Source organism: Mucilaginibacter sp. 5C4 (assembly GCF_034345625.1).
Lineage (GTDB): Bacteria > Bacteroidota > Bacteroidia > Sphingobacteriales > Sphingobacteriaceae > Mucilaginibacter > Mucilaginibacter aurantiaciroseus.
In genome coordinates, this window is record NZ_CP133775.1 from 4385048 (window position 1) to 4406391 (window position 21344).

The 21344-nt window shown below is 41.9% G+C and carries 20 protein-coding genes; 9 read left to right on the forward strand and 11 right to left on the reverse strand.

What is annotated here, in order from left to right; all coding sequences use genetic code 11:
* Positions 1–76: 76 nt before the first annotated feature.
* From RHM67_RS20450 to RHM67_RS20465, 4 genes are all read left to right on the forward strand, one after another.
* Positions 77–484: an RNA-binding protein gene (locus RHM67_RS20450; protein WP_322229308.1), complete on the forward strand. Its 408-nt coding sequence runs from the start codon at positions 77–79 to the stop codon at positions 482–484.
* A gap of 287 nt (positions 485–771) precedes the next feature.
* Complete coding sequence (frr, locus tag RHM67_RS20455; RefSeq protein ID WP_322229310.1) at positions 772–1335, forward strand: ribosome recycling factor; 564 nt, start codon at positions 772–774, stop codon at positions 1333–1335.
* 129 nt (positions 1336–1464) lie between these two features.
* Entirely contained in the window at positions 1465–2409 is a 945-nt protein-coding gene (locus RHM67_RS20460; protein ID WP_322229313.1) for a bifunctional helix-turn-helix transcriptional regulator/GNAT family N-acetyltransferase, read from the forward strand.
* A 154-nt stretch (positions 2410–2563) separates the two neighbouring features.
* Positions 2564–4318: an ABC transporter ATP-binding protein gene (locus tag RHM67_RS20465; RefSeq protein WP_322229315.1), complete on the forward strand. Its 1755-nt coding sequence runs from the start codon at positions 2564–2566 to the stop codon at positions 4316–4318.
* 180 nt (positions 4319–4498) lie between these two features.
* Here RHM67_RS20465 and pyrH read toward each other — a convergent pair whose 3' ends face one another.
* The 9 genes from pyrH to RHM67_RS20510 all read right to left on the reverse strand — a co-directional run bounded on the left by pyrH (position 4499) and on the right by RHM67_RS20510 (position 11165).
* The gene (gene pyrH / locus RHM67_RS20470) at positions 4499–5203 is read right to left on the reverse strand and encodes a UMP kinase (protein WP_252759383.1); all 705 of its coding nucleotides are present in this window, start codon (positions 5201–5203) and stop codon (positions 4499–4501) included.
* Between the two features lie 50 nt (positions 5204–5253).
* Positions 5254–6375: an N-acetylglucosamine-6-phosphate deacetylase gene (nagA, locus tag RHM67_RS20475; protein WP_322229317.1), complete on the reverse strand. Its 1122-nt coding sequence runs from the start codon at positions 6373–6375 to the stop codon at positions 5254–5256.
* Between the two features lie 202 nt (positions 6376–6577).
* On the reverse strand, positions 6578–7429 hold the full coding sequence (tsf, locus tag RHM67_RS20480; RefSeq protein WP_322229319.1) for a translation elongation factor Ts: 852 nt from the start codon (positions 7427–7429) through the stop codon (positions 6578–6580).
* Positions 7430–7575: 146 nt separating this feature from the next.
* Complete coding sequence (rpsB, locus tag RHM67_RS20485; protein WP_322229321.1) at positions 7576–8430, reverse strand: 30S ribosomal protein S2; 855 nt, start codon at positions 8428–8430, stop codon at positions 7576–7578.
* Positions 8431–8449: 19 nt separating this feature from the next.
* Positions 8450–8836 (reverse strand): 30S ribosomal protein S9, encoded by a 387-nt coding sequence (gene rpsI, locus RHM67_RS20490; RefSeq protein WP_252759387.1) that lies wholly within the window; start codon positions 8834–8836, stop codon positions 8450–8452.
* Positions 8837–8862: 26 nt separating this feature from the next.
* The gene (gene rplM, locus RHM67_RS20495) at positions 8863–9300 is read right to left on the reverse strand and encodes a 50S ribosomal protein L13 (RefSeq protein WP_252759388.1); all 438 of its coding nucleotides are present in this window, start codon (positions 9298–9300) and stop codon (positions 8863–8865) included.
* 387 nt (positions 9301–9687) lie between these two features.
* On the reverse strand, positions 9688–9846 hold the full coding sequence (locus RHM67_RS20500) for a hypothetical protein (protein WP_322229323.1): 159 nt from the start codon (positions 9844–9846) through the stop codon (positions 9688–9690).
* Positions 9847–10107 (reverse strand): hypothetical protein, encoded by a 261-nt coding sequence (locus tag RHM67_RS20505; protein ID WP_322229325.1) that lies wholly within the window; start codon positions 10105–10107, stop codon positions 9847–9849.
* A gap of 38 nt (positions 10108–10145) precedes the next feature.
* A complete protein-coding gene (locus RHM67_RS20510; protein ID WP_322229327.1) occupies positions 10146–11165 on the reverse strand; it encodes an aldo/keto reductase in 1020 nt (339 codons plus the stop codon).
* Positions 11166–11282: 117 nt separating this feature from the next.
* On the opposite strand from RHM67_RS20510, the gene RHM67_RS20515 reads away from it, so the two are divergent.
* Positions 11283–11609 carry a hypothetical protein gene (locus RHM67_RS20515; protein WP_322229330.1) on the forward strand — a complete coding sequence of 109 codons (327 nt, stop codon included), beginning with the start codon at positions 11283–11285 and terminating at the stop codon, positions 11607–11609.
* A 124-nt stretch (positions 11610–11733) separates the two neighbouring features.
* Here the strand turns inward: RHM67_RS20515 and RHM67_RS20520 are convergent, their stop codons facing one another.
* Together RHM67_RS20520 and RHM67_RS20525 are read right to left on the reverse strand one after the other, a co-directional pair.
* Positions 11734–12714, reverse strand: coding sequence for an acyl-ACP desaturase (locus RHM67_RS20520; RefSeq protein WP_322229332.1), 981 nt, complete (start codon positions 12712–12714; stop codon positions 11734–11736).
* Positions 12715–12759: 45 nt separating this feature from the next.
* Complete coding sequence (locus RHM67_RS20525; RefSeq protein ID WP_322229335.1) at positions 12760–13830, reverse strand: glycoside hydrolase family 5 protein; 1071 nt, start codon at positions 13828–13830, stop codon at positions 12760–12762.
* A 128-nt stretch (positions 13831–13958) separates the two neighbouring features.
* On the opposite strand from RHM67_RS20525, the gene RHM67_RS20530 reads away from it, so the two are divergent.
* Genes RHM67_RS20530 through RHM67_RS20545 form a run of 4 tightly spaced genes read left to right on the forward strand, consistent with a single transcriptional unit; the run spans position 13959 to position 20885 of the window.
* Positions 13959–15305, forward strand: coding sequence for a HAMP domain-containing sensor histidine kinase (locus tag RHM67_RS20530; RefSeq protein WP_322229336.1), 1347 nt, complete (start codon positions 13959–13961; stop codon positions 15303–15305).
* A gap of 13 nt (positions 15306–15318) precedes the next feature.
* Entirely contained in the window at positions 15319–17406 is a 2088-nt protein-coding gene (locus tag RHM67_RS20535) for a cellulose biosynthesis cyclic di-GMP-binding regulatory protein BcsB (RefSeq protein ID WP_322229340.1), read from the forward strand.
* A gap of 49 nt (positions 17407–17455) precedes the next feature.
* Positions 17456–19303 carry a glycosyltransferase family 2 protein gene (locus RHM67_RS20540; RefSeq protein ID WP_322229342.1) on the forward strand — a complete coding sequence of 616 codons (1848 nt, stop codon included), beginning with the start codon at positions 17456–17458 and terminating at the stop codon, positions 19301–19303.
* A gap of 1 nt (position 19304) precedes the next feature.
* Entirely contained in the window at positions 19305–20885 is a 1581-nt protein-coding gene (locus RHM67_RS20545; protein WP_322229345.1) for a hypothetical protein, read from the forward strand.
* Positions 20886–21344 lie beyond the last annotated feature (459 nt).

The following is a 21344-nucleotide window of genomic DNA, read 5'->3' on the forward strand; positions in this document are numbered from 1 at the left end:
TTGATTTCTATTCTATATTTGGTGTAAACAAATAAATGAACGGTGAAAAACTGTTCATTACTAAACTAATTTTTTGATGAACATATTCGTAGGAAGCCTTCCGTACTCATTAGAGGAAGCAGATTTACAAGAGCTTTTCGAAGCTTATGGTGAAGTAACCACCGTGAAAGTTATTATTGACAGAGAGTCCGGCAGAAGCAAAGGTTTCGGATTTGTTGAAATGTCTGATGACGAAGCTGCACAAAAAGCAATTTCAGGCTTAAACGGTTCTGAAGTTAGCGGTCGTTCAATTGCAGTTAGCCAGGCAGAAGACAAAAAACCAGGCGATCGCAGAAGCGGTGGCGGCGGTGGTTTTGGTGGTGGCAACCGCGGTGGCGGTGGCGGTGGCTACTCAAGAGACAACAACAGAGGTGGTAGTGGCGGCGGTGGTGGCGGCGGCTACTCTAAAGATAGCAGAGGCGGCGGCGGCGGTAGCCGTTGGTAGTCTGTAAAGATCATTAAAAGCAAGGCACTGTTTTTACATAGTGCTTTGCTTTGATTATTTTTGAAACACGCTCTCATTTTTTGTTAGCGTGCTTTTTATTGCCTTTTTTTGATTGATTTGGTGTTGTTATTTTGCAACGCCGGTGTATTGCTATACACCTCACCTTTAGCCAATTAAAACTACTTGCGTAATACTTTGTTAATAGGCCAATAAATTCTTTGTTCGTAAAGTGGCGAATTTTAAGGGGCTTTGATACTTTTTATTATTTTTGTCAAAAATCATAAGGAATGAGCGAACTCATTAAGAAACAAGTAAATGATGCAAAAGCTTTAATGGATAAAGCGATTGATCACGCAGATAACGAATTAAACAAAATACGTGCAGGCAAAGCAAACCCATCTATGTTAGATGATATTAGCGTTGATTACTATGGCACACCAACCCCTTTAACCCAGATAGGTAGCGTAAATACACCCGATGCACGCACTATTGTGGTACAACCGTGGGAAAAATCGTTATTGCCGGCTATCGAAAAAGCAATTAAAGAAGCCAACCTGGGTATTAACCCGCAAAACGATGGTGTTATTATCCGCATTAACGTACCACCGTTAACTGAGGAGCGCCGCCGTGATTTGGTTAAGAGAGCTAAAGGCGAAGCCGAAACAGGTAAAATTGCTATCCGTAACATTCGTAAGGATGCCAACGAAAAGATCAAAAAATTAAAAACTGAAGGTGTTTCTGAAGATGAGATAAAAGTTGGCGAAGCAGAAGTGCAAAAACTGACCGATGCCTATATTGTTAAGGTTGACCAACTATCAGAATTAAAAGAGAAAGATATCATGACGGTTTAATTTAAACCTGATGAAAATATTGAAAAGGGGATGGCCACAAGGTTCATCCCCTTTTTTTGTTATGAATAATTTGGAATAATAAAATCATCGTATATATTTACGTAATTGATTACGTAAATAATATCACATATGGAGTTTTACGATAAAGTAGGCAAGATGGCTTTAGGCAGCCGGTTACGAAGATTAAGTGAGAAACTAACCGACCAGGCCGGTGATGTATACGGTTTGTATAATATTGAGATGAACCCAAAGTGGTTCCCGGTGTTTTATGCTTTGGCCGAGGGCGAGGATAAATCAATAATGCAGATAGCGCAGGAGATCAGCCACTCACATCCATCGGTAAGCACCATTGTAAAAGAAATGGTAAAACATGGTGTAGCGCAGGAAGTATCCCATAAAACAGATGCCCGGAAAAACTATATTCAATTAACCGATAAAGGCCGCGAGATAAATAGCAGGATACAGGTGCAATATACTGACGTAAATGCAGCGGTAGAAACCGCCCTGAACGAAACCCAATACAACATTTGGAAAGCTGTAGAAGAATGGGAGTTCTTGCTCGAACAAAAAAGTCTACTTAACCGGGTGAAGGATGAAAAGAAGTTACGAGAAAGTGAAGATGTACAAATTGTAGATTATAAACCTGAATACCAACACGCTTTTAAGCAATTAAACGAAGAATGGATAACGCAATACTTTAAGATGGAACCCACCGATCACAAATCACTCAACCACCCTGATGAGTATATCTTGGATAAAGGCGGGCATATTTTTATAGCATTATATAATAATGAACCTATTGGTGCCTGCGCCCTCGTCAAAATGGACGATAACATATATGAATTGGCTAAGATGGCAGTATCCCCCAAAGCAAAAGGAAAGGGTATCGGGTTTATTTTGGGCCAGGCATGTATCACTAAAGCGAGAGAATTAGGCGCTACTAAATTATACCTGGAGAGCAATGCCATATTAAAACCCGCCATTAGTTTGTATCATAAACTTGGCTTTAAAAAAGTTACGGGGATACCCTCTCCGTATGAACGGTGTAATATCCAGATGACATTGGAAATCTAATAATAATATTTGTCAGTCTGAGCCTGTCGAAGACATAAGACGCTTTGCTAACGGTTCGACAAGTTCACCATGACAAACTACTTATTAACCCCATTGTCAAATTAAAGGGAATAAGCCGCTTAGCCATTCCCTTTTTTTATTATTGCGTTATAACATGAAAATATTACTTTATTATCTTTCAAAACACCGCTTGGTGGTGATATTAGCGCTCTTTTTAGCGGCTACCAACATCGGTTTTTCTCTGCTTGATCCTTATATTACTGGCCGTATAGTCGATAACTTTATTGAGAAATATAAAGTACTTAGTCATGACGAGTATATGTTCGGCGTGCTTAAACTGGTAGGCCTTGCTATTGGCGTGGCTATGGTATCGCGTATAGCTAAAAATTTTCAGGATTATTTCACAAACATCATTACCCAAAAGGTGGGTGCCGAAATGTATGCGGATGGACTTAAGCATTCCCTTGAACTTCCCTATCAGGTATTTGAGGACCAGCGCAGCGGCGAAACCCTGGGCATCCTGCAAAAGGTACGTTTAGATTGCGAAAAATTCATCACAGCTTTCATCAGCATTTTATTTGTAAGCTTGATAGGTATGGTGTTCGTTATCGTTTACTCGGCCACGGTAAGCTATCAGGTAACGCTGGTTTATTTTGCCGCTATCCCGGTTATCACCTTTGTGAGCATGGCCATGAGCCGCAAGATAAAACGGATCCAAAAAAACATCGTTGCCGAAACCACCGCATTGGCAGGTTCAACTACCGAATCGTTAAGAAATATTGAACTCATTAAAAGCCTTGGCCTTGCCAAACAAGAGATCAAACGCCTAAACACAACAACCTACAAGATCCTCGATCTGGAGTTAAAAAAGGTGAAATATGTGCGGAGCATGAGCTTTGTACAAGGTACTACAGTAAACTTTGTGCGGAGTGTTATGGTGGTAGTTTTACTAATGCTGATATTTAAGCAAACCATTTCGCCGGGACAATATTTTAGCTTTTTATTCTATTCGTTCTTCCTGTTTAACCCATTGCAGGAGCTTGGTAACGTTATATTAAGCTGGCGCGAGGCCGAGGTTTCTTTAGCTAACTTTAAAAAGATCCTAAGTATCCCTATCGACAAGAAACCGGAAAAACCGGTATTATTAGAAAAGGTACGAAGCCTCGCATTTAGCGATGTAAGCTTTAAACATCTAACCGCAAACCGCAACGCGCTTAACAATATCAGCTTTAAATCCAATACCGGCGAAACCATTGCCTTTGTTGGGCCATCGGGATCGGGTAAAACTACGTTGGTGAAGCTGTTGGTTGGTTTGTACCAGCCGTTAGAAGGTGATATCTTGTATAACGATATCCTAAGCAAAGAAATTGACCTTGACCAGCTGCGCGAAAAAATTGGTTTTGTAACCCAGGACACACAATTATTCTCGGGTTCCATCCGCGAGAATTTGCTGTTTGTGAACCCAACCGCTACAGACGAGGAATGTATGAACGTACTGCAGCGCGCTGCCTGCCAAACCCTACTTTCCCGTGCCGATAATGGCTTGGATACCGTAATTGGTGAAGGCGGTGTAAAGGTATCAGGTGGCGAGAAACAACGTTTATCTATTGCCCGTGCACTGCTCCGTAAACCGGATATATTGGTATTTGACGAGGCTACGTCTTCATTGGATTCTATTACCGAGGAAGAGATCACCGATACCATCCGCGATGTATCTGTACTGAACGATCATATCACTATATTAATAGCCCACCGCTTGTCAACCATTATGCATGCCGATTGCATCTATGTATTGGAGAAAGGGCACATTATCGAATCCGGTAAGCACCACGATCTGATAGATCAGAAAGGCCTATATTACGCCATGTGGAGGCAACAAATTGGTGAGAAGCATACAGTGGATGCGTAAATAAACCAGGAATGCCATGCACCTCCCCCGCGCGTCGTTGCGAACGATAGGGTGGCAATCCCATACTTACAGAGCCGCAGACATGTCTATCGAAGAGTGCCACGCTACGCTCGCAATAACGGTTGGATATACCAAAGAAAGCCCCGCTGAAATCAGCAGGGCTTTAGTCTTAACAAGCTTTTATTTTACCAGCGTACCAATTGGTTCGCCTTTGGCAATTTTCATGAAGTTGCCTTCTTTGTTCATATCAAAAACGATAATAGGAAGTTTATTTTCCTGGCAAAGGGTAATGGCGGTCATGTCCATTACGTTTAGGCCTTTGTCGTAAACTTCCTGGAAGCTGATCTCATCATAGCGGGTTGCTAACGGATCTTTCTCCGGGTCGGCAGTATATATGCCATCCACACGGGTACCTTTCAGTACAACGTCTGCCTTGATCTCTATGGCACGTAGTGATGCTGCTGTATCCGTAGTAAAATATGGGTTACCTGTACCGGCACCAAATATCACAATTTTACCAACTTCCAAATGGTGCATAGCGCGGCGGCGGATGTATGGCTCACAGATCTGCTCCATTTTAATGGCCGACTGCAAGCGGGTTTCTACTCCGATGCTTTCCAAGGCATTTTGTAGCGCCATACAGTTAATAACGGTTGCAAGCATGCCCATATAATCGGCCTGTGCGCGTTCCATGCCGCTTTTTTCGGCACTAAGTCCTCTAAAAATGTTACCACCACCAACAACGATGGCAATTTCGATACCCTCGTCTTTAACCGCTTTTATATCGTACGCGTATTGCAGAACCTGGTTGTTATCAATACCGTACTGGCGTTCGCCCATCAGGGATTCGCCGCTAAGCTTTAGTAGGACTCTTTTGTATTTCATTTATAAGGAAGATTTATCAAAAATAGATAATAAATGGTGTTGTTAAAATTTTATGTTGTGGGTGTTAAATAATTCCCCTGCAATATGGTTGCCACAGTTTGGTATTGATCGTTAAAGATGATCAGATCGGCATCAAAGCCGGCTTCTACTCTCCCTTTTTCTTTTTTACCAGCAAGTTCCGCGGGGTAAAGTGTTGCCATATTAACCGCTTCTGCCAGTTCAATCCCCACATGCTCTACACAGTTCTGCACTGCCTTTAGCATAGTTAGGCTCGATCCCGATAGCGTGCCATCGGGCATTACATACTTGTTGCCTTCTAAGCGGTGCTGGTAAGCACCTTCGGTAGCTGCAGTAACGGCATCGGTAATCAAAAATAATTTATCACCCAGCTCGCGTTTAGCTAAACGGATCATCGGCCAATCTACATGGTTACCGTCGGCTACAATACTGGTGTATGGCTTTTCCTCAAATATAGCAGGAATATAACCCGGTTCGCGGTGGTGCATTTGCGGCATGGCATTAAACAAATGCGTTACCGCAGGGATCGGTTTATTTAAAAAGCCTTTTCCCTGCTCGTAAGTAGCATTGCTATGGCCGGATGATATGATGATGCCCTGCGCGTGCAGGTAATCTATCACGTCCTGGTCCTGTAGCTCCGGCGCTATGGTTATCATCGTGATAACCCCATCAGCCTGTTCTACCCAGCTTTTAACTTCGGCAAGCGTTGCTTTCTTGATCAGTTCGGCAGGGTGTGCGCCTTTTTTGGCTACGTTTAAATATGGCCCTTCCAGGTGTACGCCCCAAAAGTTGCCCCTTGCATTTGCGCGGTATTCTTTTGCTGCCGCGATGCCTGCCTCAACAATCTCATTGGTGTTTGTCCCGATGGTTGCAAAGAAGCCTGTAGTTCCCTGGTTTAGCAGGTCATCCTCCATACGTTTTAGGGCAGATACTTCTGGTTTGCCGGCAAACAGTTTACCGCCGCTGCCATAAATCTGCAGGTCGATAAAACCAGGTGCAAGGTAAGCGCCGTTAAGGTCTTTCTTTTCAGCATCCGCAGGGATGCTGGTTTCGTCAATAATAGCGTTTATATGGCTGCCTTTAATTAAAATGGCTTTGCCCTTGGCGATGGTACCGCCGGAGATGAGTTTAAGGTTATGAAGTGCTGTTATCATATAAGCCCTCTCTAAACGGCATAGCCCTCATGAACACCATAAGGAAAATACCTGGTGAATAATCTCCTCCGCTGGTTAGCGGAGAGACTTTATATTTAATTTTAACTAATCCCCTTTTGCAACAAAGCCCTCCCTACCTGGGAGGGTTGGATGGGGCAAGCAAAAAAAATCCCCCTCGTTAATAACGAGGGGGATAATATAATTAAGCTCCTAAAGCTACTCGCTTAAATGCTGTAACGGTTAGGCCTTTATCAACCGCGTCTAAGAACTGTGCTACAGTTTTAGAAGAGTCTTTAACAAACTCCTGGTTTAATAAGGTAGAGTCTTTGTAAAATTTGTTCAGTTTACCTGCAGCTATCTTTTCAACCATTGCTTCCGGTTTGCCTTCCGCGCGGATCTGATCTTTTGCAATTTCAGTTTCACGTTCGATGGTAGTTGAATCAACACCATCTTTATCAATAGCAACAGGGTTCATGGCAGCTATTTGCATTGCAACGTCTTTACCTGCTTCATCAGCGCCGGCAACATTTTTGCTTAAACCAACCAATACACCTAAACGATAGTTACCGTGGATGTAAGCTACAACTTTATCACCTTCGATAACTTCGTATTTAGATACGCCAATCTTTTCGCCGATTTTTCCTGTTTTGTCGATGATAGCATCACCAATTTTAACAGTAGTATTTTCAACGTCGATAGTAAGGTCGTAAAGGGCTTCGATAGAAGCAGGTTTGCTTTGAACAGCTGCGTTTGCAATTTCGTTAGCGAAAGCAACAAACTCAGCGTTTTTAGCCACAAAATCTGTTTCGCAGTTAAGTTCGATAACAACACCTGTTTTGAAATCTTCTGAAGTACGTGCTATAACAACACCTTCGTTAGATTCGCGGTCCTGGCGGCTTGCAGCAACTTTAGCACCTTTTTTTCTTAAAAAATCAATAGCAGCTTCAAAATCGCCATTGGTTTCAGTTAAAGCTTTTTTGCAATCCATCATGCCCGCACCTGTTTGCTGGCGCAGTTTGTTTACATCTGATGCAGATATTTGTACTGTAGACATTTTGTTTTGGTTAAATAGTGGGTAGTGGTGGTGAGTAGTTGTTTTACTTATCATCCCCAGCACTAAATTTTATTAATGAGTAAGTGGTGAATAGTAAACGGTAAGTTTAAACAACTCACTATTCCCTAATCACCACTCACTTAAAATTATTCTTCTGTTGAATCAGCAGCAGGAGCCTCAGTTTCAGTAGCCTCAGCGGTTACTTCTGCAGTCCTTTTACGTTTGCCACCTTCAGAGCGGTCAGCTACTTCAGGAGCATCAGCTTTTGCTTTAGCAGCAGCTGCTTCTTTTTCAGTTTCGTCTTCTTTTTCGCGTTTACGCTCATCTAAACCTTCTTCGATTGCTTTGATGATAATACCGGTGATCAATGAAATTGATTTGGTAGCATCGTCATTCGCCGGGATAGGGAAATCGATGTTCGAAGGATCAGAGTTTGTATCAACCATCGCGAAAGTCGGGATGTTTAATTTCAAAGCCTCAGATACTGCGATGTGCTCTTTCTTAACGTCGATCAGGAACAATGCAGCAGGTAAACGGTTAAGATCCGCAATACCACCTAACAATGTTTCTAATTTGATACGCTCGCGCTGTATCATCAAACGCTCTTTCTTAGAAAGGTTGCTATAAGTACCGTCTTTAGTCAATTTATCGATGTTTGACATCTTTTTGATCGACTTGCGTACGGTAGCAAAGTTGGTTAACATACCACCCAACCAACGCTCGGTGATGTAAGGCATGTTTACGCCTTTTGCATATTCAGCTACGATATCTTTCGCTTGTTTCTTTGTTGCTACGAATAATATTTTACGACCTGATTTTACAATTTGTTTAATTGCTGCAGCAGCCTCTTCAACCTTAGATAAGGTTTTATTTAAATCTATAATGTGGATACCGTTACGCTCCATGAAAATGTACTGTGACATTTTCGGATCCCATTTGCGGGTAAGGTGACCAAAGTGTACACCTGCATCCAGTAAGTCCTGATATGTTGTTCTTGCCATTGTTTGTGTCCTCCTTAAATTATCGTTTACTGAATTGGAATTTCTTACGTGCTTTCTTGCGTCCTGGTTTTTTACGCTCAACCATACGGTCATCACGTGTCATTAAACCTTTAGCGCGTAATGCTGGTTTTTTCTCCGGATCCAGTTCAACAATAGCTTTCGCGATAGCTAAACGAACGGCTTCTGCCTGGCCTTTAACACCACCACCTGCAACGTTTACTTTAACATCAAATTTACCGGCAGAGCCAGAAACTTCTGTTGATTGCATAACGATGTACTGTAATGGTAAGGTAGGGAAGTACTCTTTGTAATCTTTACCGTTAACGATAATGGTGCCGGTGCCATCGTTCAAATAGATACGGGCCACAGCGGTTTTTCTTCTGCCTGAAGTGTTAGTTGTTGGCATTTTCTTTTCTCCTTGTGATTAAAAAATTAAATGGTTGTTGGATTTTGAGCGGCATGAGGATGCTCTGCACCTGCGTAAACATGCAGGTTACCATAAATAGCACGGCCTAAACGATTTTTAGGTAACATACCACGTACGGCTTTTTCAATCACACGCTCAGGATGCTTTACCATTAACTCTTTTGGAGAAATGAAACGCTGACCACCCGGGTAACCGGTGTAAGAAACATACTGCTTTTCGCTGAATTTGTTTCCGGTCAGTTTAACCTTGTCTGCATTGATAACGATCACATTATCTCCGCAGTCTACGTGTGGGGTGAACCCTGGCTTGTGTTTACCTCTGATCATCATTGCGATCTTAGTACACAAGCGCCCCAAAATCTCATTGTTTGCATCAACAACAACCCATTCTTTATTAACGGTTTTCTTGTTGGCTGAGACAGTTTTGTAACTTAACGTATTCACTTGCTTTTAATTAAATTTATTAAACGTATACTTTACCCCGTAATTACGGGACTGCAAAGATACGCCTATTTATTTAATTTACAAATGGTTTATGAGGAATTATTGGGTGAGATGGCGAGGGAGAAACTTGGGTGATTGGGGGAGTAAGTTTTGTAAAGCAAAGCAGTAGTTCTTATGGCCGGATAGTCCCGCTTTCCTATTATACAGCACAAACCTTAACCACAGGCCGGTATCCGCTGCAATCGGGTTAGTTATTAGCGGTTTTACTTTTAGGATGCCTGCTGGTGTGGAAGATGGATGATATCCAAATCACGTTGCGCTTCTTTTCTATGCGAAAAACAATTACATATGGGAAAACTTCAGTGTTAGCCTGTCGGTGTTTCCCAACTACCATATAAACAAGGGATTCTTTCTTACCTGCTCGATCTTTTTGTAAACCTCATCTTCAAAACTGTTACCTAAACCAGTTTGCTGCATCTCATACCAAGACCACCCATCGAATAACTCAAATTGTGCTTTGTCAGCAAACTCAATTGTATAATCCATTTATACACGTTGCTCTTTTTTGAAACGCTGCTTCCTTTCTTCCATAAAAGCTTTTACTTCATCTAAAGTGTGGCTTTTATCTATCCCCTCTTCATATCGCCTGTAGCGCTCATCCATATCAGCCTCAAATTCTTCTTCGCTTGCCCAATGATGGCCTGGCACAATTTGATTTTCGACTAAAGTGTAAATAGCTTTCCCTTTGTCGTCATCTGCCACATTAATATAATCGTGTAGCTTTTCCCTTATAGCTGCTATTGTCATGGCGTAACTCTTTTAACAAATTTAACTAATTATCGGCATCAACGCTTTTCCACCCTATCATAAAACCCACCAAACGAGTTCACCTTCACCGCTTCTTCTGCAAAGAAATCTCCGGGGAAACCTAATTCTATTTTACTAACATCATCCAGTTTGGCAATATGCTCCGGGGTTAATACAACGTCCACTGTTTTCAGATTATCTTTTAACTGGTCAACTTTAGTAGCACCAACTATTGGAATGCAGCTGAAACCTTTGTTCATGGTCCATTGCAGGGCAACATGACTTTCGGATACGCCGAGTTCCTGCGCAATCTCCATTACCACTTTGGTGATACTTTCGGCGCGGGCGTCCAGGCGCTTACTGTCGGCTTTAATGCGGCCTTTGTCGCCTTTTAGGTATTTGCCTGTTAGCGCGCCGCCGGCCAATGGTGCCCATGGCGTAATCGTCATCCCGAAATGTTTAGCCATCGGGATCAGTTCGCGCTCGGCAGTACGGGCAAGCAGGCTGTACTCCACCTGCAAGGCTATGAACTGGCTCCAGCCCATCAGCTCGGCAAGGGTGTTGCCTTTTGCTACTACCCAGGCAGGGGTGTCGCTTATGGCGGCGTAGGTAACCTTACCTTGTTTGATCAGGTCGTCCAGTCCGCGCAGCACTTCATCTATCGGGGTGATGTCATCCCAAATGTGCAGGTACAGCACATCTATAAAATCTGTTTTTAAACGTTTAAGGCTATCCTCCACGCTGCGCATCATATTTTTGCGGCTGTTGCCACTGGCGTTGGGGTTGGTGGTGTTATCCTTTAAAGTATATTTTGTGGCGAGTACAAAGTAGTCGCGGTCTTGGGTCGACAGATAGTCGCCAATGATCTTTTCGCTGGTGCCAAGTTTATAGATATTGGCCGTATCCAGGAAATTGCCGCCTGCATTGGCGTAGGCATCCATTATCTCGAAGCTGGTAGCAGCATCGGCACCCCATCCGCCTTCGGTGCCAAAGCCCATGGTGCCTAAACAAAGTTCGGATACTTTAAGGCCCGAGCGGCCCAGTAATTTATATTTCATAGTGATAGTATTTGTTATGTAAACGCTGTAAGCAAAACTCCTGTTTTAAAAACGCAAATAAAAGCGCTGGTAAACAATACGTGTGTGCCAATTGTAAATATATCAAACATTACCGCCATGAAGATCATTACCCTGCATAAACCTGTTAACATCAACGAGCTTTACAATCATATTAACGAAAGGCTTAACCCCATCTTCCATAAGCAAAAGCAAAGCGACATTAGCTTTACCATAAGCAATACCCCGGCAGGCGTTGAAATCACGCAACCGGAGTTATACGAGGGCATCCTTTTCACCATTGCCGTGCAGGATGATGAGCTATGGATTACCCGCAACGAGCATTATGTAGATGATGTAAATTCCATCACGGTAGAATCTATACTGAACAGTTTGTTTGATGATATATCGAATGGACAGGGAACGGATCTGGTGCAGGAGGGGTAGTGTAATAGTTTTAATCACCCCGACTTCGCGGCGCTGGTCTACCCTCTCTGCTACGTAAAGAGGGTAAAAAAACAAAAACCCGCTTTGCAAAAACAAAGCGGGTTTTATAATATCTATTATAAGCTTATCCATTAATCCAGCTAAACTTGTATTCCAGCATTGGGTTTTTCATACGTTCGGCAACGCGGAGTAGGCGGTTTGGCAGGTTCATGATGTAATCACGCGCCTTTTCGCCGTCTTCTTTCAGGTCAACAACGCTTTCTATATGCCAATCTTCTATCAGTTCTTTTAATATATCAACATAGTCGATAGCAGTGTAAATACCCAAACGCTCTGCAGCATCGGTAAAGTGGCCGAATGTTTGGCCGATCTTCAAACCAATCTCGCGCAGGAAGTGGGCAGGCATCACAATTTTTTTGCGCATCATATCTTCAAAGGCAAGCATGGCCTCGTTAGGGTCAACCTCAAATATTTTTTCGATAAAGTATTTGTAGGCTTTAGCGTGGCGGGCTTCGTCGCTGGCAATTACACCACACATTTTTGATAACAGCGCATCTCCATCCTTTTTAGCCTGTGAGGCTACACGGCGGTGAGATACATTTGTTGCCAGCTCCTGGAATGATGTATAGATAAAGTTACGGTATGGGTCGTGGCCGGTACCTATGTCAAAACCATCGGCAATAAGGTATTGGGTAGATACCTCCATCATGCGCATGTTAACACGGCCGCTTAAATAAAGGTATTTGTTTAAAAGATCGCCATGGCGGTTCTCTTCTGCTGTCCAGTGGCGGGTCCATTTCATCCAGCCACCTTCTTCGTTATCAGAAACACCTTCAACCATGCTTAACCACGATTCGTAGGTAGGCAGGGCTTCTTCGGTAATGGTATCGCCTATCAGCACGGCAACAAGGTCATAAGATAAACCCCTTGCGCTTTCCTGCATCTCCTTTATCTCGCTAAAAAACGTATCCCTCGACGCGTCAGGCAAAAAATCTGACGGCTGCCAAATGGTATCGATAGGCTTAAGATACTCGCTCATCTTTTCAAGCATGAACTTCTCTATATGCCCCATTACTTCTTTACGTTTATCCTCAAAAAATTTCATAGTACTATCTTAGGTGGGCAAAGCTAATCATTTAAATCTATAATATTATTTCGCTCCGGTATAATCAATCGCCTGTTTCATACAGTTGCTTAAGTTGTTAATTGCGGGTGGGCCATTAAATATCGAGAAGTTGGTATTATAATCCCACATTATCCCCGGTATGCCCATTGCCTTTAAATTTTTACGCACCACCTTTATATATCTGCAGCGGCTGTCTGCATCTGCATACTTATTATATACACCATACTCGCCACATAATATAGGTACGCCATACTTAGCCCCCCAGTTTTTCACAATCAGCAATTTATCGTGTACCGATTGTTCGTTACCATCGGTACAGTACTGGTAATAATTATGCTCGCCCCATGTACCAACTACTTTTGGGTTTAACGGCGGGTATGTTTTCACATTATACGGAAACGGCACCCCTGTAGTAGCCATTTGGTCGCCAACCCAATCTGCCCCCTGGTGTGTAAAAAAGAACGGCTCGTAAAAATGGAAGGTGTAAATGATGTTCTCATCGGCAAGCCTTTCCATACGGCTTAACTCGTAAATGCTATTAAAGTTTGATGCGCCTACAATTAAAGTACGTTTCTTATCAACCTTACGGATGGCGGTTACAATATTGTAAGAAGCATCTTTCCACACTTTGGGGTTCATGTGGGGCGGCTCGTTATATAACTCAAAGAAAACTATTTCCGGGCTTTCCCGCATATATCTATTAGTTAATATAAGCCATAGGTTAATAAGCTTTGGCGTTTCAGTTAAATAATTAGTATCGTTTAAGTTACCATAATGATAATCAATAATAAGTTTTAGCCTATGCGCCTTACATTGTTTCAAAACTTCATCAATATGAGTAAATACTTTCTCAACCGGAATATTCTGGCTTTGGAAGTATGCAAATGCAACAGGCAGCCTAATGCTTTTAAAACCAAGTTGCCTTATTAACTCAAAATCGGCATTTTTAATGGGGTTTATACTTAAAACATCCTTGTTCCAGGTTTGCTCCAGCCAGGATACACTTACGCCGGGCCCAACACTTTTAGCTCTGTTAAAGGCAATTTGCCTTTCGGTTAAAAATATTGGATTGCTTTTTGTAATATCAAACTGCATTATTATAATTAATATTATAACAAGCAGGTTTATAAACAGTTTTGGAAACGTATTTTTGAGAACTGGATTTTTCAATATTTTAGTGCTTATTAAAAGTTAACTTATTTATTATAATTTAAGGACACAAAATGTTTGTTCAAATTTCCAAAGAAGAGTATACAAAAGAGATATCCAAAAAAGCCTGGTATCAAACTAATAATATAATTTGGACAATTATATTCCTTTACCCCATCTTCAGTATTGTCGATTTTATATACGCAAACAACATTTGGGTGCAGTTTTTAATTGTACGTATTATTACTGTACTTATTATATACGGCTTGTACAGTTTTTTCCAGGCGCGCAGGTATAATTACCGAACGTTACTGCATATCTCCTTCTTCCTGTTATCAATTACGTGTGCAATTTTATGTAATGTAGTTAATATCCAACAGCAAAATACTTACTACTTAATATACGCAACCATCATATTGTTTTTTAACCTGCAGGTTTTTTGGGAGCCTATAAACTCTATCATTCAAACTTTAGCAGCATTACTATTGCTTGCCATATTTTACAACCTTTTTAGCGAGTACACATTAGACCTTGTTATTAGCAACGGCGGGCAAGTTTTCTTCATTATTGCCTTCATTTCCTGTTTAATACCAAACGCGCGTTATAAGGTTATTGCGCGCGATGTACGCTCGCAGATCCTGATCGAAAAAAGCAACGAACAGCTTAAAGAACAAAACCAAAACATCAACGAAAAAAATAATATTATTGACCGCCAGTACGAGCAACTACGCAAGCTTGACGATCAAAAAAACAGCTTCATAAATATTGCCGGCCACGACCTGAAAAACCTTATAGGTTCTATTGTGATGAGCAATAACATGCTTAAAGAAGAGGATTACCGCCTCAGTTCCGACCAAAAAGACTACACCAGCTATATTGGCGAGAGTGCCGAAAAAATGCTGTACATGCTTAACAAGCTAATGGATGTTAAGGAGATTGAGTCGCCGGAGATGAAATTCAACCTGGAGATATTTGATATTAACGCCGAAGTTAACCATGTATTTAGGGGCTTGCAGGAAACGGCCCAGATGAAAAACATCCATTTGACGGATAACATTTTGAAACTGCCGCTTAACGTAAAGCTTGATAAAGTATTTGTGGGCCAGATTTTTCAAAATTTACTCTCAAATGCTATAAAGTTTTCGCAAACCAACAACGATATAAAAGTTGTTTCCAATTTGCAACGCCAGAAATTTGTGTTCGAGATTATTGATGAGGGTGTTGCCATTGGGCAGGAAGAACTTGAAATGATGTTTAACAAGCTAAAAACGCTTAATGATGCATCGGGCCCTATGGAGAGCAGGCTTGGCCTGGGCCTTTCTATTGCCAAACTAATGACCAAAGAGCTTGGTGGTGACCTTATTTACCGTAGCGACGATAACGGCAACTATTTTAGAGTAGAATTTTACGTAATAAACTAACGACTATAATCTGATGAAAAGATTTCTGACTTTCCTGGCTTTCATACTAATTACCACGGCCTCGTACTCCCAAAAAATTATGTCCTTTAAAGCAATGGGCCATAATGATGACGAACCCATATTTGGTATGAGTGGCGCCAGTTCCTTTTATTTCAAGATCATCCCTCAGTATGAAATAAACGGTAGTAAGCTGGTTATATACTTTGAACCGTCGCAGGCGTTGATCCGCGAGAAGTCATACATCAACTTATTTGTTGGTACCAAACCGGTATATAGCGGCCGCTTAACAAAAGACTCTATCCAGAAGATTGTTTTCCCATTATCTAAGGCTGATATCTCAGCAGATAACTATCTTAAAATAACCGTTAAAACACTTTTAACCATTACAGACGACCAATGTCGCGACCTGGATAACCCGGCCATGTGGTTAAAGATCAAGAACTACTCTTACCTGTCGTTAGTAAAAAGCAGTAAAAACTTCTTCAATAATATAAACATCAGCAACTGTTTCGATTCAAAAACAGCCATAGTTTACAACAGCAACCCAAGCCTGCATGATCTTAAGGCGGTTGCCTGGGCATATTCGAGATTAAAGAAAACCCAAACCAAAAACATTGGTGTTTACGAATTAGATAAATTACCGGATAGCGTACGTAACTACATTATGGTTGGTACCATGCCAACTTTACCGGCAAATAAACAAGCATTAGTAAAAGTTACACCACAAGCCAACCAGGGCTTGTTATACCTGCATAAATCTGTAGCTACGGTAACCGATACGGTAACCCGTATGGTTGATGCAGGCGGCAGGTTTACATCTGTTAAATCGGTATTGTTAGAATCTGTACCTACAGAGATATTGTTTGTTACCGGTGGTGATGACGCAGGTTACGAAAAAACCATTACCGCTTTAGGTAATATGAATGTGCTTAACTCAACCTTTGGCGATTACCTTTTGGTGAATAAAGCACAAAATACCTTCTTTAAAACTATTGATGAGAACCGCTCTAAACTATCTTTAAAGCAAATTGGCGGCAATAGCGATTTCTTGTCAGGTATCGGCTCGTTAAAAAGCTCGTTCAACTTTAAAAACTCCGATTTTAGTTTTACCCCTAAAGAGGTTGAGATCCGCATAGTTGCTAACTACAGCGCCTTAAACCCGGGCGACCGTGGTTTCTTTAACATATACCTTAACGGCCTATTGTTAAGCAGCGAAAAATTGGATGCATCGGGTAAGTTAAACTCATCTATTACCATTAACCGTTACCAGCACCACAAGTACAACACACTTGAGGCCGAGTTTAGATTTTACCCTAACAATGGTAACTGTAAAAACAGCTTTACCAACTTCTTTGCCGAGATAGACGCTGATAAATCATACCTGGAATCTAAAAACCCGTTCATCACCAGTGATCTAAGCTTCTACCAATATCCTGAAGCGTTTAACAGCGGCACAACCCGCATAGTGGTATCAAAACCATATGCCAAATATGCTGCAGGCGCCATGGGCGAGATCATTTATGAGCTAAACAATAACATTAACGCTAATAACTTCCCTGAGTTTATATACTCTGAGGATATGGCCAAAACACCATCAGAGCTTAAAAAGAACAACATTATAGCCTTATTATCTAAGGATGATAAGTTGCTGGAAGAGTTCCCGGATGCCCCTATTAAGTTTAACCGCAATTTTAGGCTGTACAATACCGATAATAATACGGTGGTGTACTCGCTGTCAGATACTACATCAAACGGTTTGGCCCAGATCTTCTATGGCCGAAGCAACAATGCAACGCTGGTATTAACCGCCACTGGTAAACACCTGGCCGATGCCTTCCTTGCTGCATCAAAATCAATTACAGAGCGGCTATCAACGCTGAGCAGTAACGTTTGTATCTCTGATGTTAACAATAACAAGTACCTGTTTAATATAAATAAATCGAGCGAGAACCTGGAGTACATTGACACCAAGAGCGCGTTAACCCGTTTCTGGGATACTTACAACCTTTACATCTTATTAGGTATACTGGTGCTTATCCTGTTATCATTCCTTTACATACGTTCAAAGGTCCAAAAATCGCAGGAACTGTTTAACGACTAATGTTCCACGAAGCAGAGGCGCAAGGTTTTAATTATATATTAATTTATTCATGAGTATATCAATTCCTGAATTGTTGACTAATGATGGGTTTATCACAGCAGGTGACCGCGATGCAATTGAAGTACATTCAAATGAATCGGGGTTATCCTTCATCAAGATAGCGCTCACTTCGGGATATATTTCACGTAAAAATTACGACCGGTGTATGCTTAACGCGGGGTATACGCTTAACGAGCATCCCCGCGATGAAGCCTATGACGAAGAGGTACTCAGTAAAATAGACCTCAACTTTGCGCACGACCGTTTGGCCATGCCGCTGCGTATCCAAAATGGTAAGGTAATTTGTTTAATGGCTTCGCCGGATGATACCCTGTTTACAGATTTTATCCGCTTTACTTACGATATGGAGCCCGAGATTATCCTGGCATCCGATCTGGATATTACCTGGCTTAGCAACAAGTTACTGGGCGATAAATATATCAAGTCGGCTGTATTTGAGCTGATGAAGCGCGATCCGGATAGCTCTGCGGTGGTAACCTTTTCAACCGCGCAGCTTATTGTGATATTTGTGATCATAGCTGTAGTTGCCATTGGCCTTGCGCTAAGCTTTAAGAACACATCCATCATCATCAACGTCATCATCAGTTCGTTCTTTTTGGTGGCCATTATATTTAAGCTTTTCCTGGCCCTGGTGGGTTCAAGGTTCGAGCTGCACCAAGCCGTAACCAAAGAGGAGCTAAAATTGTTACGCGATGATGACCTGCCCATTTATACCATATTGTTGCCGGTATTTAGGGAAGATAAGCTGATCAAAAAACTCATCTGGAACCTGCAATCGATAGATTACCCACGCCATAAGCTGGATATTAAGCTATTGATAGAAGAAGAGGACGATAAAACGTTTAACGCGGTAAAAAACCTTGATTTCCCCGCGGTGTTCGAGGTGATAGTAGTACCCTATCATATGCCCAAAACAAAGCCTAAAGCCTGTAACTACGGCCTGCACTTTGCCCGCGGCAAGTACCTAACTATATATGATGCCGAGGATATCCCCGATACCGATCAGCTGAAAAAAGTTGTTTCGTTATTTGGCAAGCTGCCTAAAGAATACGTTTGCGTACAAAGCGCGTTAAACTACTTTAACCGTAACGAGAACTTCCTAACCCGTATGTTTACCCTGGAGTATTCGTACTGGTTTGATTATATGCTGCCGGGGCTGGATACCCTTGATATTCCTATCCCTTTGGGCGGTACCAGTAACCACTTTAAACTGGATGAACTGGTAGAACTTGGCGCATGGGACCCCTTTAACGTAACCGAAGATGCCGACCTTGGTGTGCGCGTTTATGCAAAGGGTTATAAAGTTGCCATCATTAACTCTACCACTTATGAAGAAGCCAATAACGAGCCGTTTAACTGGATTCGCCAGCGTAGCCGCTGGATCAAGGGATACATGCAAACATACCTGGTACACATGCGCCACCCGGTTGCCTTTTGGAAAGAAATTGGCTGGAAAGGTTTCCTGGGTTTCAATTTCTTTATAGGTGCTACCCCAATTACCTTTTTGGTATACCCGCTGTTACTAACCTTCTTTATCTGTTACGTTGTATTTGATCTTTCCGGCATCCGTACCCTCTTCCCGGATTGGGTACTGTTCATGTCCATCTTTAACCTCATGGTGGGCAACATCCTCATGATATACATCAACATGATAGCGGTATTTAAAAGGCGCTACTACGAGCTCATCCTGTTTGCTGTAGCCAACCCAATTTACTGGCTAATGCACTCCATATCGGCCTATAAAGGGCTGTATCAGCTAATTGTAAAGCCGTTCTACTGGGAAAAAACCAACCACGGATTAAGTAAAGTAAACAGCCCAACAAACGTTGTAAAATAATATGAAGCTAACGGGCACGCTATATCTTATTATATTAACCTTCATACTGATAGTTTACTACCTGGTATGTGGTATTTACCTTAATAACCTTGGGTATTACAACCACGAGTCGTTATTTTATATCGAAAAATCTAAAATAGTTTTTGAGGGGTTAGGTAACCGTTTAAAGGTAATGGGCTTAACTGCCCCTATCATTCCGTTTTACGCAACGTTTTTATTTAGTGTCATCAGCCAGTCGCTGGCACCCGTATTGGCCTCAGCTGTTGGTACTGCTATATTGTTCCACGTAATAGCAACTACCGTAGCAAAACGCTTAAATGATGATGGTTACATTTGGTTATTGCTTATTCTATTTTTGTTTCACCCCGGTATTATTTATACCGCGGCATCTGGCAAAGGCATTTATTTGATCCTCATCTTCTTCTTCCTGTTCTTTCTTAACCTGTTTAAGTTTTATCGGTCAAACACAACGTTTCACGTATCCATAGCCAGCTTAAGTTTAGTTATCCTTATTTTTTGCGATTACAGGTTCATATGGCTTACGCTGTTTTTTTTGCCGCTGGTGCTATCCATCACTATCCACAGTTTAAACCTGGGCGAGCAGGAGTCTATTTTCAGGCTATTTTTAAGCTTTAATAGCCCGTCGTTAAGGCGTAAGCTTATCAACAAAACATTCGCGCTGTATATCATCTTATTTAGCCTGCCTTTGGCGGCGGTGCTTTGTTATAAACTGTTAAACCTTACCCACGCAAGCGATCTTAATTATTTTACCGAAAGCCCCTACGCCACCTGGAATGTACTGGTAGATAAGCTAAGTTTCGAGCAGCTTACCGCCAATACCGCGTACCGGATCCCCGAAACGTCTATCCTGATGTCCTTTCGTGTAGTGTTGTTCGCACCCATGATACTGATTGCCATATACCTGTTCCGCGGGAGCACCTACCAGGTATTAACCATACTTACACCATTCGCGTTCATCGAGTTCTTACACATCAAGTACGACAAGGTTTTCCTGGCCTACCAATACTATATGATATTTTTAATACTGGCTTACCTGTGCGTAATATTCAAGGCCCAAGTAGTAAAAAACCAAAGTGTATTTAAATTGCTGCTGCTGGCAACGGTGTTAATTCAATTATACACCGGCTGGTATTTCTTAAGAACGTCATCAATACCCGAAGAGCAGAATTTTATAAACGTTTTCTTTGAAGACAAAAAAGCCGATACCCAGCGCGATAACGAAGAGGTGGCCAACTATCTTAACAGCCTCCCGTCAGATTCGCACGTGCTGCTCGACGATGCCATCGCTTACAGCGTTATAGCCTTTACGCACGATATTAAGCCCATTATTATGCCTTACCAAGGCAACTACCTCAGCGCGCTTGAAACGCCCGATAAGTATATAGATTATGTAGTTGTAGCAAGCCCCCGTAACGTAGTATCGGGCTACACACAACTAAATGATAAATACGTCGGCCTTATCCTCCACAGCATATCCAATGTGAATTTCCGTAAGGTATTTGAAACCAACGACTGGGTAGTTTACCGCATTATAACAAACAAAAACGGCAATACTTTTTAGGCCATAATACCTAGTAAAAATTCTTGAAAAGGTACTCCAGTAGTGCTTCCTGATGCGGTAGCCCCGCTATCTGTACAAGCTTTGCCCCGTTAAGCCAGCCTTGCGCGCAGGCAAAGGCTTTCCCGCCTATCGGGTTTAGGTAACCACGGCAGTGCTTAATATAAATGGTTCGATCCCTTCGAGCAATATAACATGTAGCACGTATCTCCCACAAGTTTATATTGTCAATAATTAGTCAACGATCAAAGGCGGCCGTCCATAGATATAGCTGTATTGAAAATTGGCAGACAGGCATTTTTATTCTAAAGGATAGCCAGGTTATGATCGGCCTCTATGCATCTTAAAGTTTACATGAGGCTAAGTGATACATCAGCACTTTCGGTACCACCCACGGAGGCCTCTGATATTATCAATAAATTAGAGCCATATACCCTAATTTCAGAGCAGATCATATTCGGG

Coding starts and splice junctions, on each gene's coding strand:
- RHM67_RS20450 (WP_322229308.1), top strand. CDS start 77: ATGAACATATTCGTAGGAAGCCTTCCGTACTCATTAGAGGAAGCAGAT.
- frr (WP_322229310.1), top strand. CDS start 772: ATGAGCGAACTCATTAAGAAACAAGTAAATGATGCAAAAGCTTTAATG.
- RHM67_RS20460 (WP_322229313.1), top strand. CDS start 1,465: ATGGAGTTTTACGATAAAGTAGGCAAGATGGCTTTAGGCAGCCGGTTA.
- RHM67_RS20465 (WP_322229315.1), top strand. CDS start 2,564: ATGAAAATATTACTTTATTATCTTTCAAAACACCGCTTGGTGGTGATA.
- pyrH (WP_252759383.1), bottom strand. CDS start 5,203: ATGAAATACAAAAGAGTCCTACTAAAGCTTAGCGGCGAATCCCTGATG.
- nagA (WP_322229317.1), bottom strand. CDS start 6,375: ATGATAACAGCACTTCATAACCTTAAACTCATCTCCGGCGGTACCATC.
- tsf (WP_322229319.1), bottom strand. CDS start 7,429: ATGTCTACAGTACAAATATCTGCATCAGATGTAAACAAACTGCGCCAG.
- rpsB (WP_322229321.1), bottom strand. CDS start 8,430: ATGGCAAGAACAACATATCAGGACTTACTGGATGCAGGTGTACACTTT.
- rpsI (WP_252759387.1), bottom strand. CDS start 8,836: ATGCCAACAACTAACACTTCAGGCAGAAGAAAAACCGCTGTGGCCCGT.
- RHM67_RS20500 (WP_322229323.1), bottom strand. CDS start 9,846: ATGGATTATACAATTGAGTTTGCTGACAAAGCACAATTTGAGTTATTC.
- RHM67_RS20505 (WP_322229325.1), bottom strand. CDS start 10,107: ATGACAATAGCAGCTATAAGGGAAAAGCTACACGATTATATTAATGTG.
- RHM67_RS20510 (WP_322229327.1), bottom strand. CDS start 11,165: ATGAAATATAAATTACTGGGCCGCTCGGGCCTTAAAGTATCCGAACTT.
- RHM67_RS20515 (WP_322229330.1), top strand. CDS start 11,283: ATGAAGATCATTACCCTGCATAAACCTGTTAACATCAACGAGCTTTAC.
- RHM67_RS20520 (WP_322229332.1), bottom strand. CDS start 12,714: ATGAAATTTTTTGAGGATAAACGTAAAGAAGTAATGGGGCATATAGAG.
- RHM67_RS20525 (WP_322229335.1), bottom strand. CDS start 13,830: ATGCAGTTTGATATTACAAAAAGCAATCCAATATTTTTAACCGAAAGG.
- RHM67_RS20530 (WP_322229336.1), top strand. CDS start 13,959: ATGTTTGTTCAAATTTCCAAAGAAGAGTATACAAAAGAGATATCCAAA.
- RHM67_RS20535 (WP_322229340.1), top strand. CDS start 15,319: ATGAAAAGATTTCTGACTTTCCTGGCTTTCATACTAATTACCACGGCC.
- RHM67_RS20540 (WP_322229342.1), top strand. CDS start 17,456: ATGAGTATATCAATTCCTGAATTGTTGACTAATGATGGGTTTATCACA.
- RHM67_RS20545 (WP_322229345.1), top strand. CDS start 19,305: ATGAAGCTAACGGGCACGCTATATCTTATTATATTAACCTTCATACTG.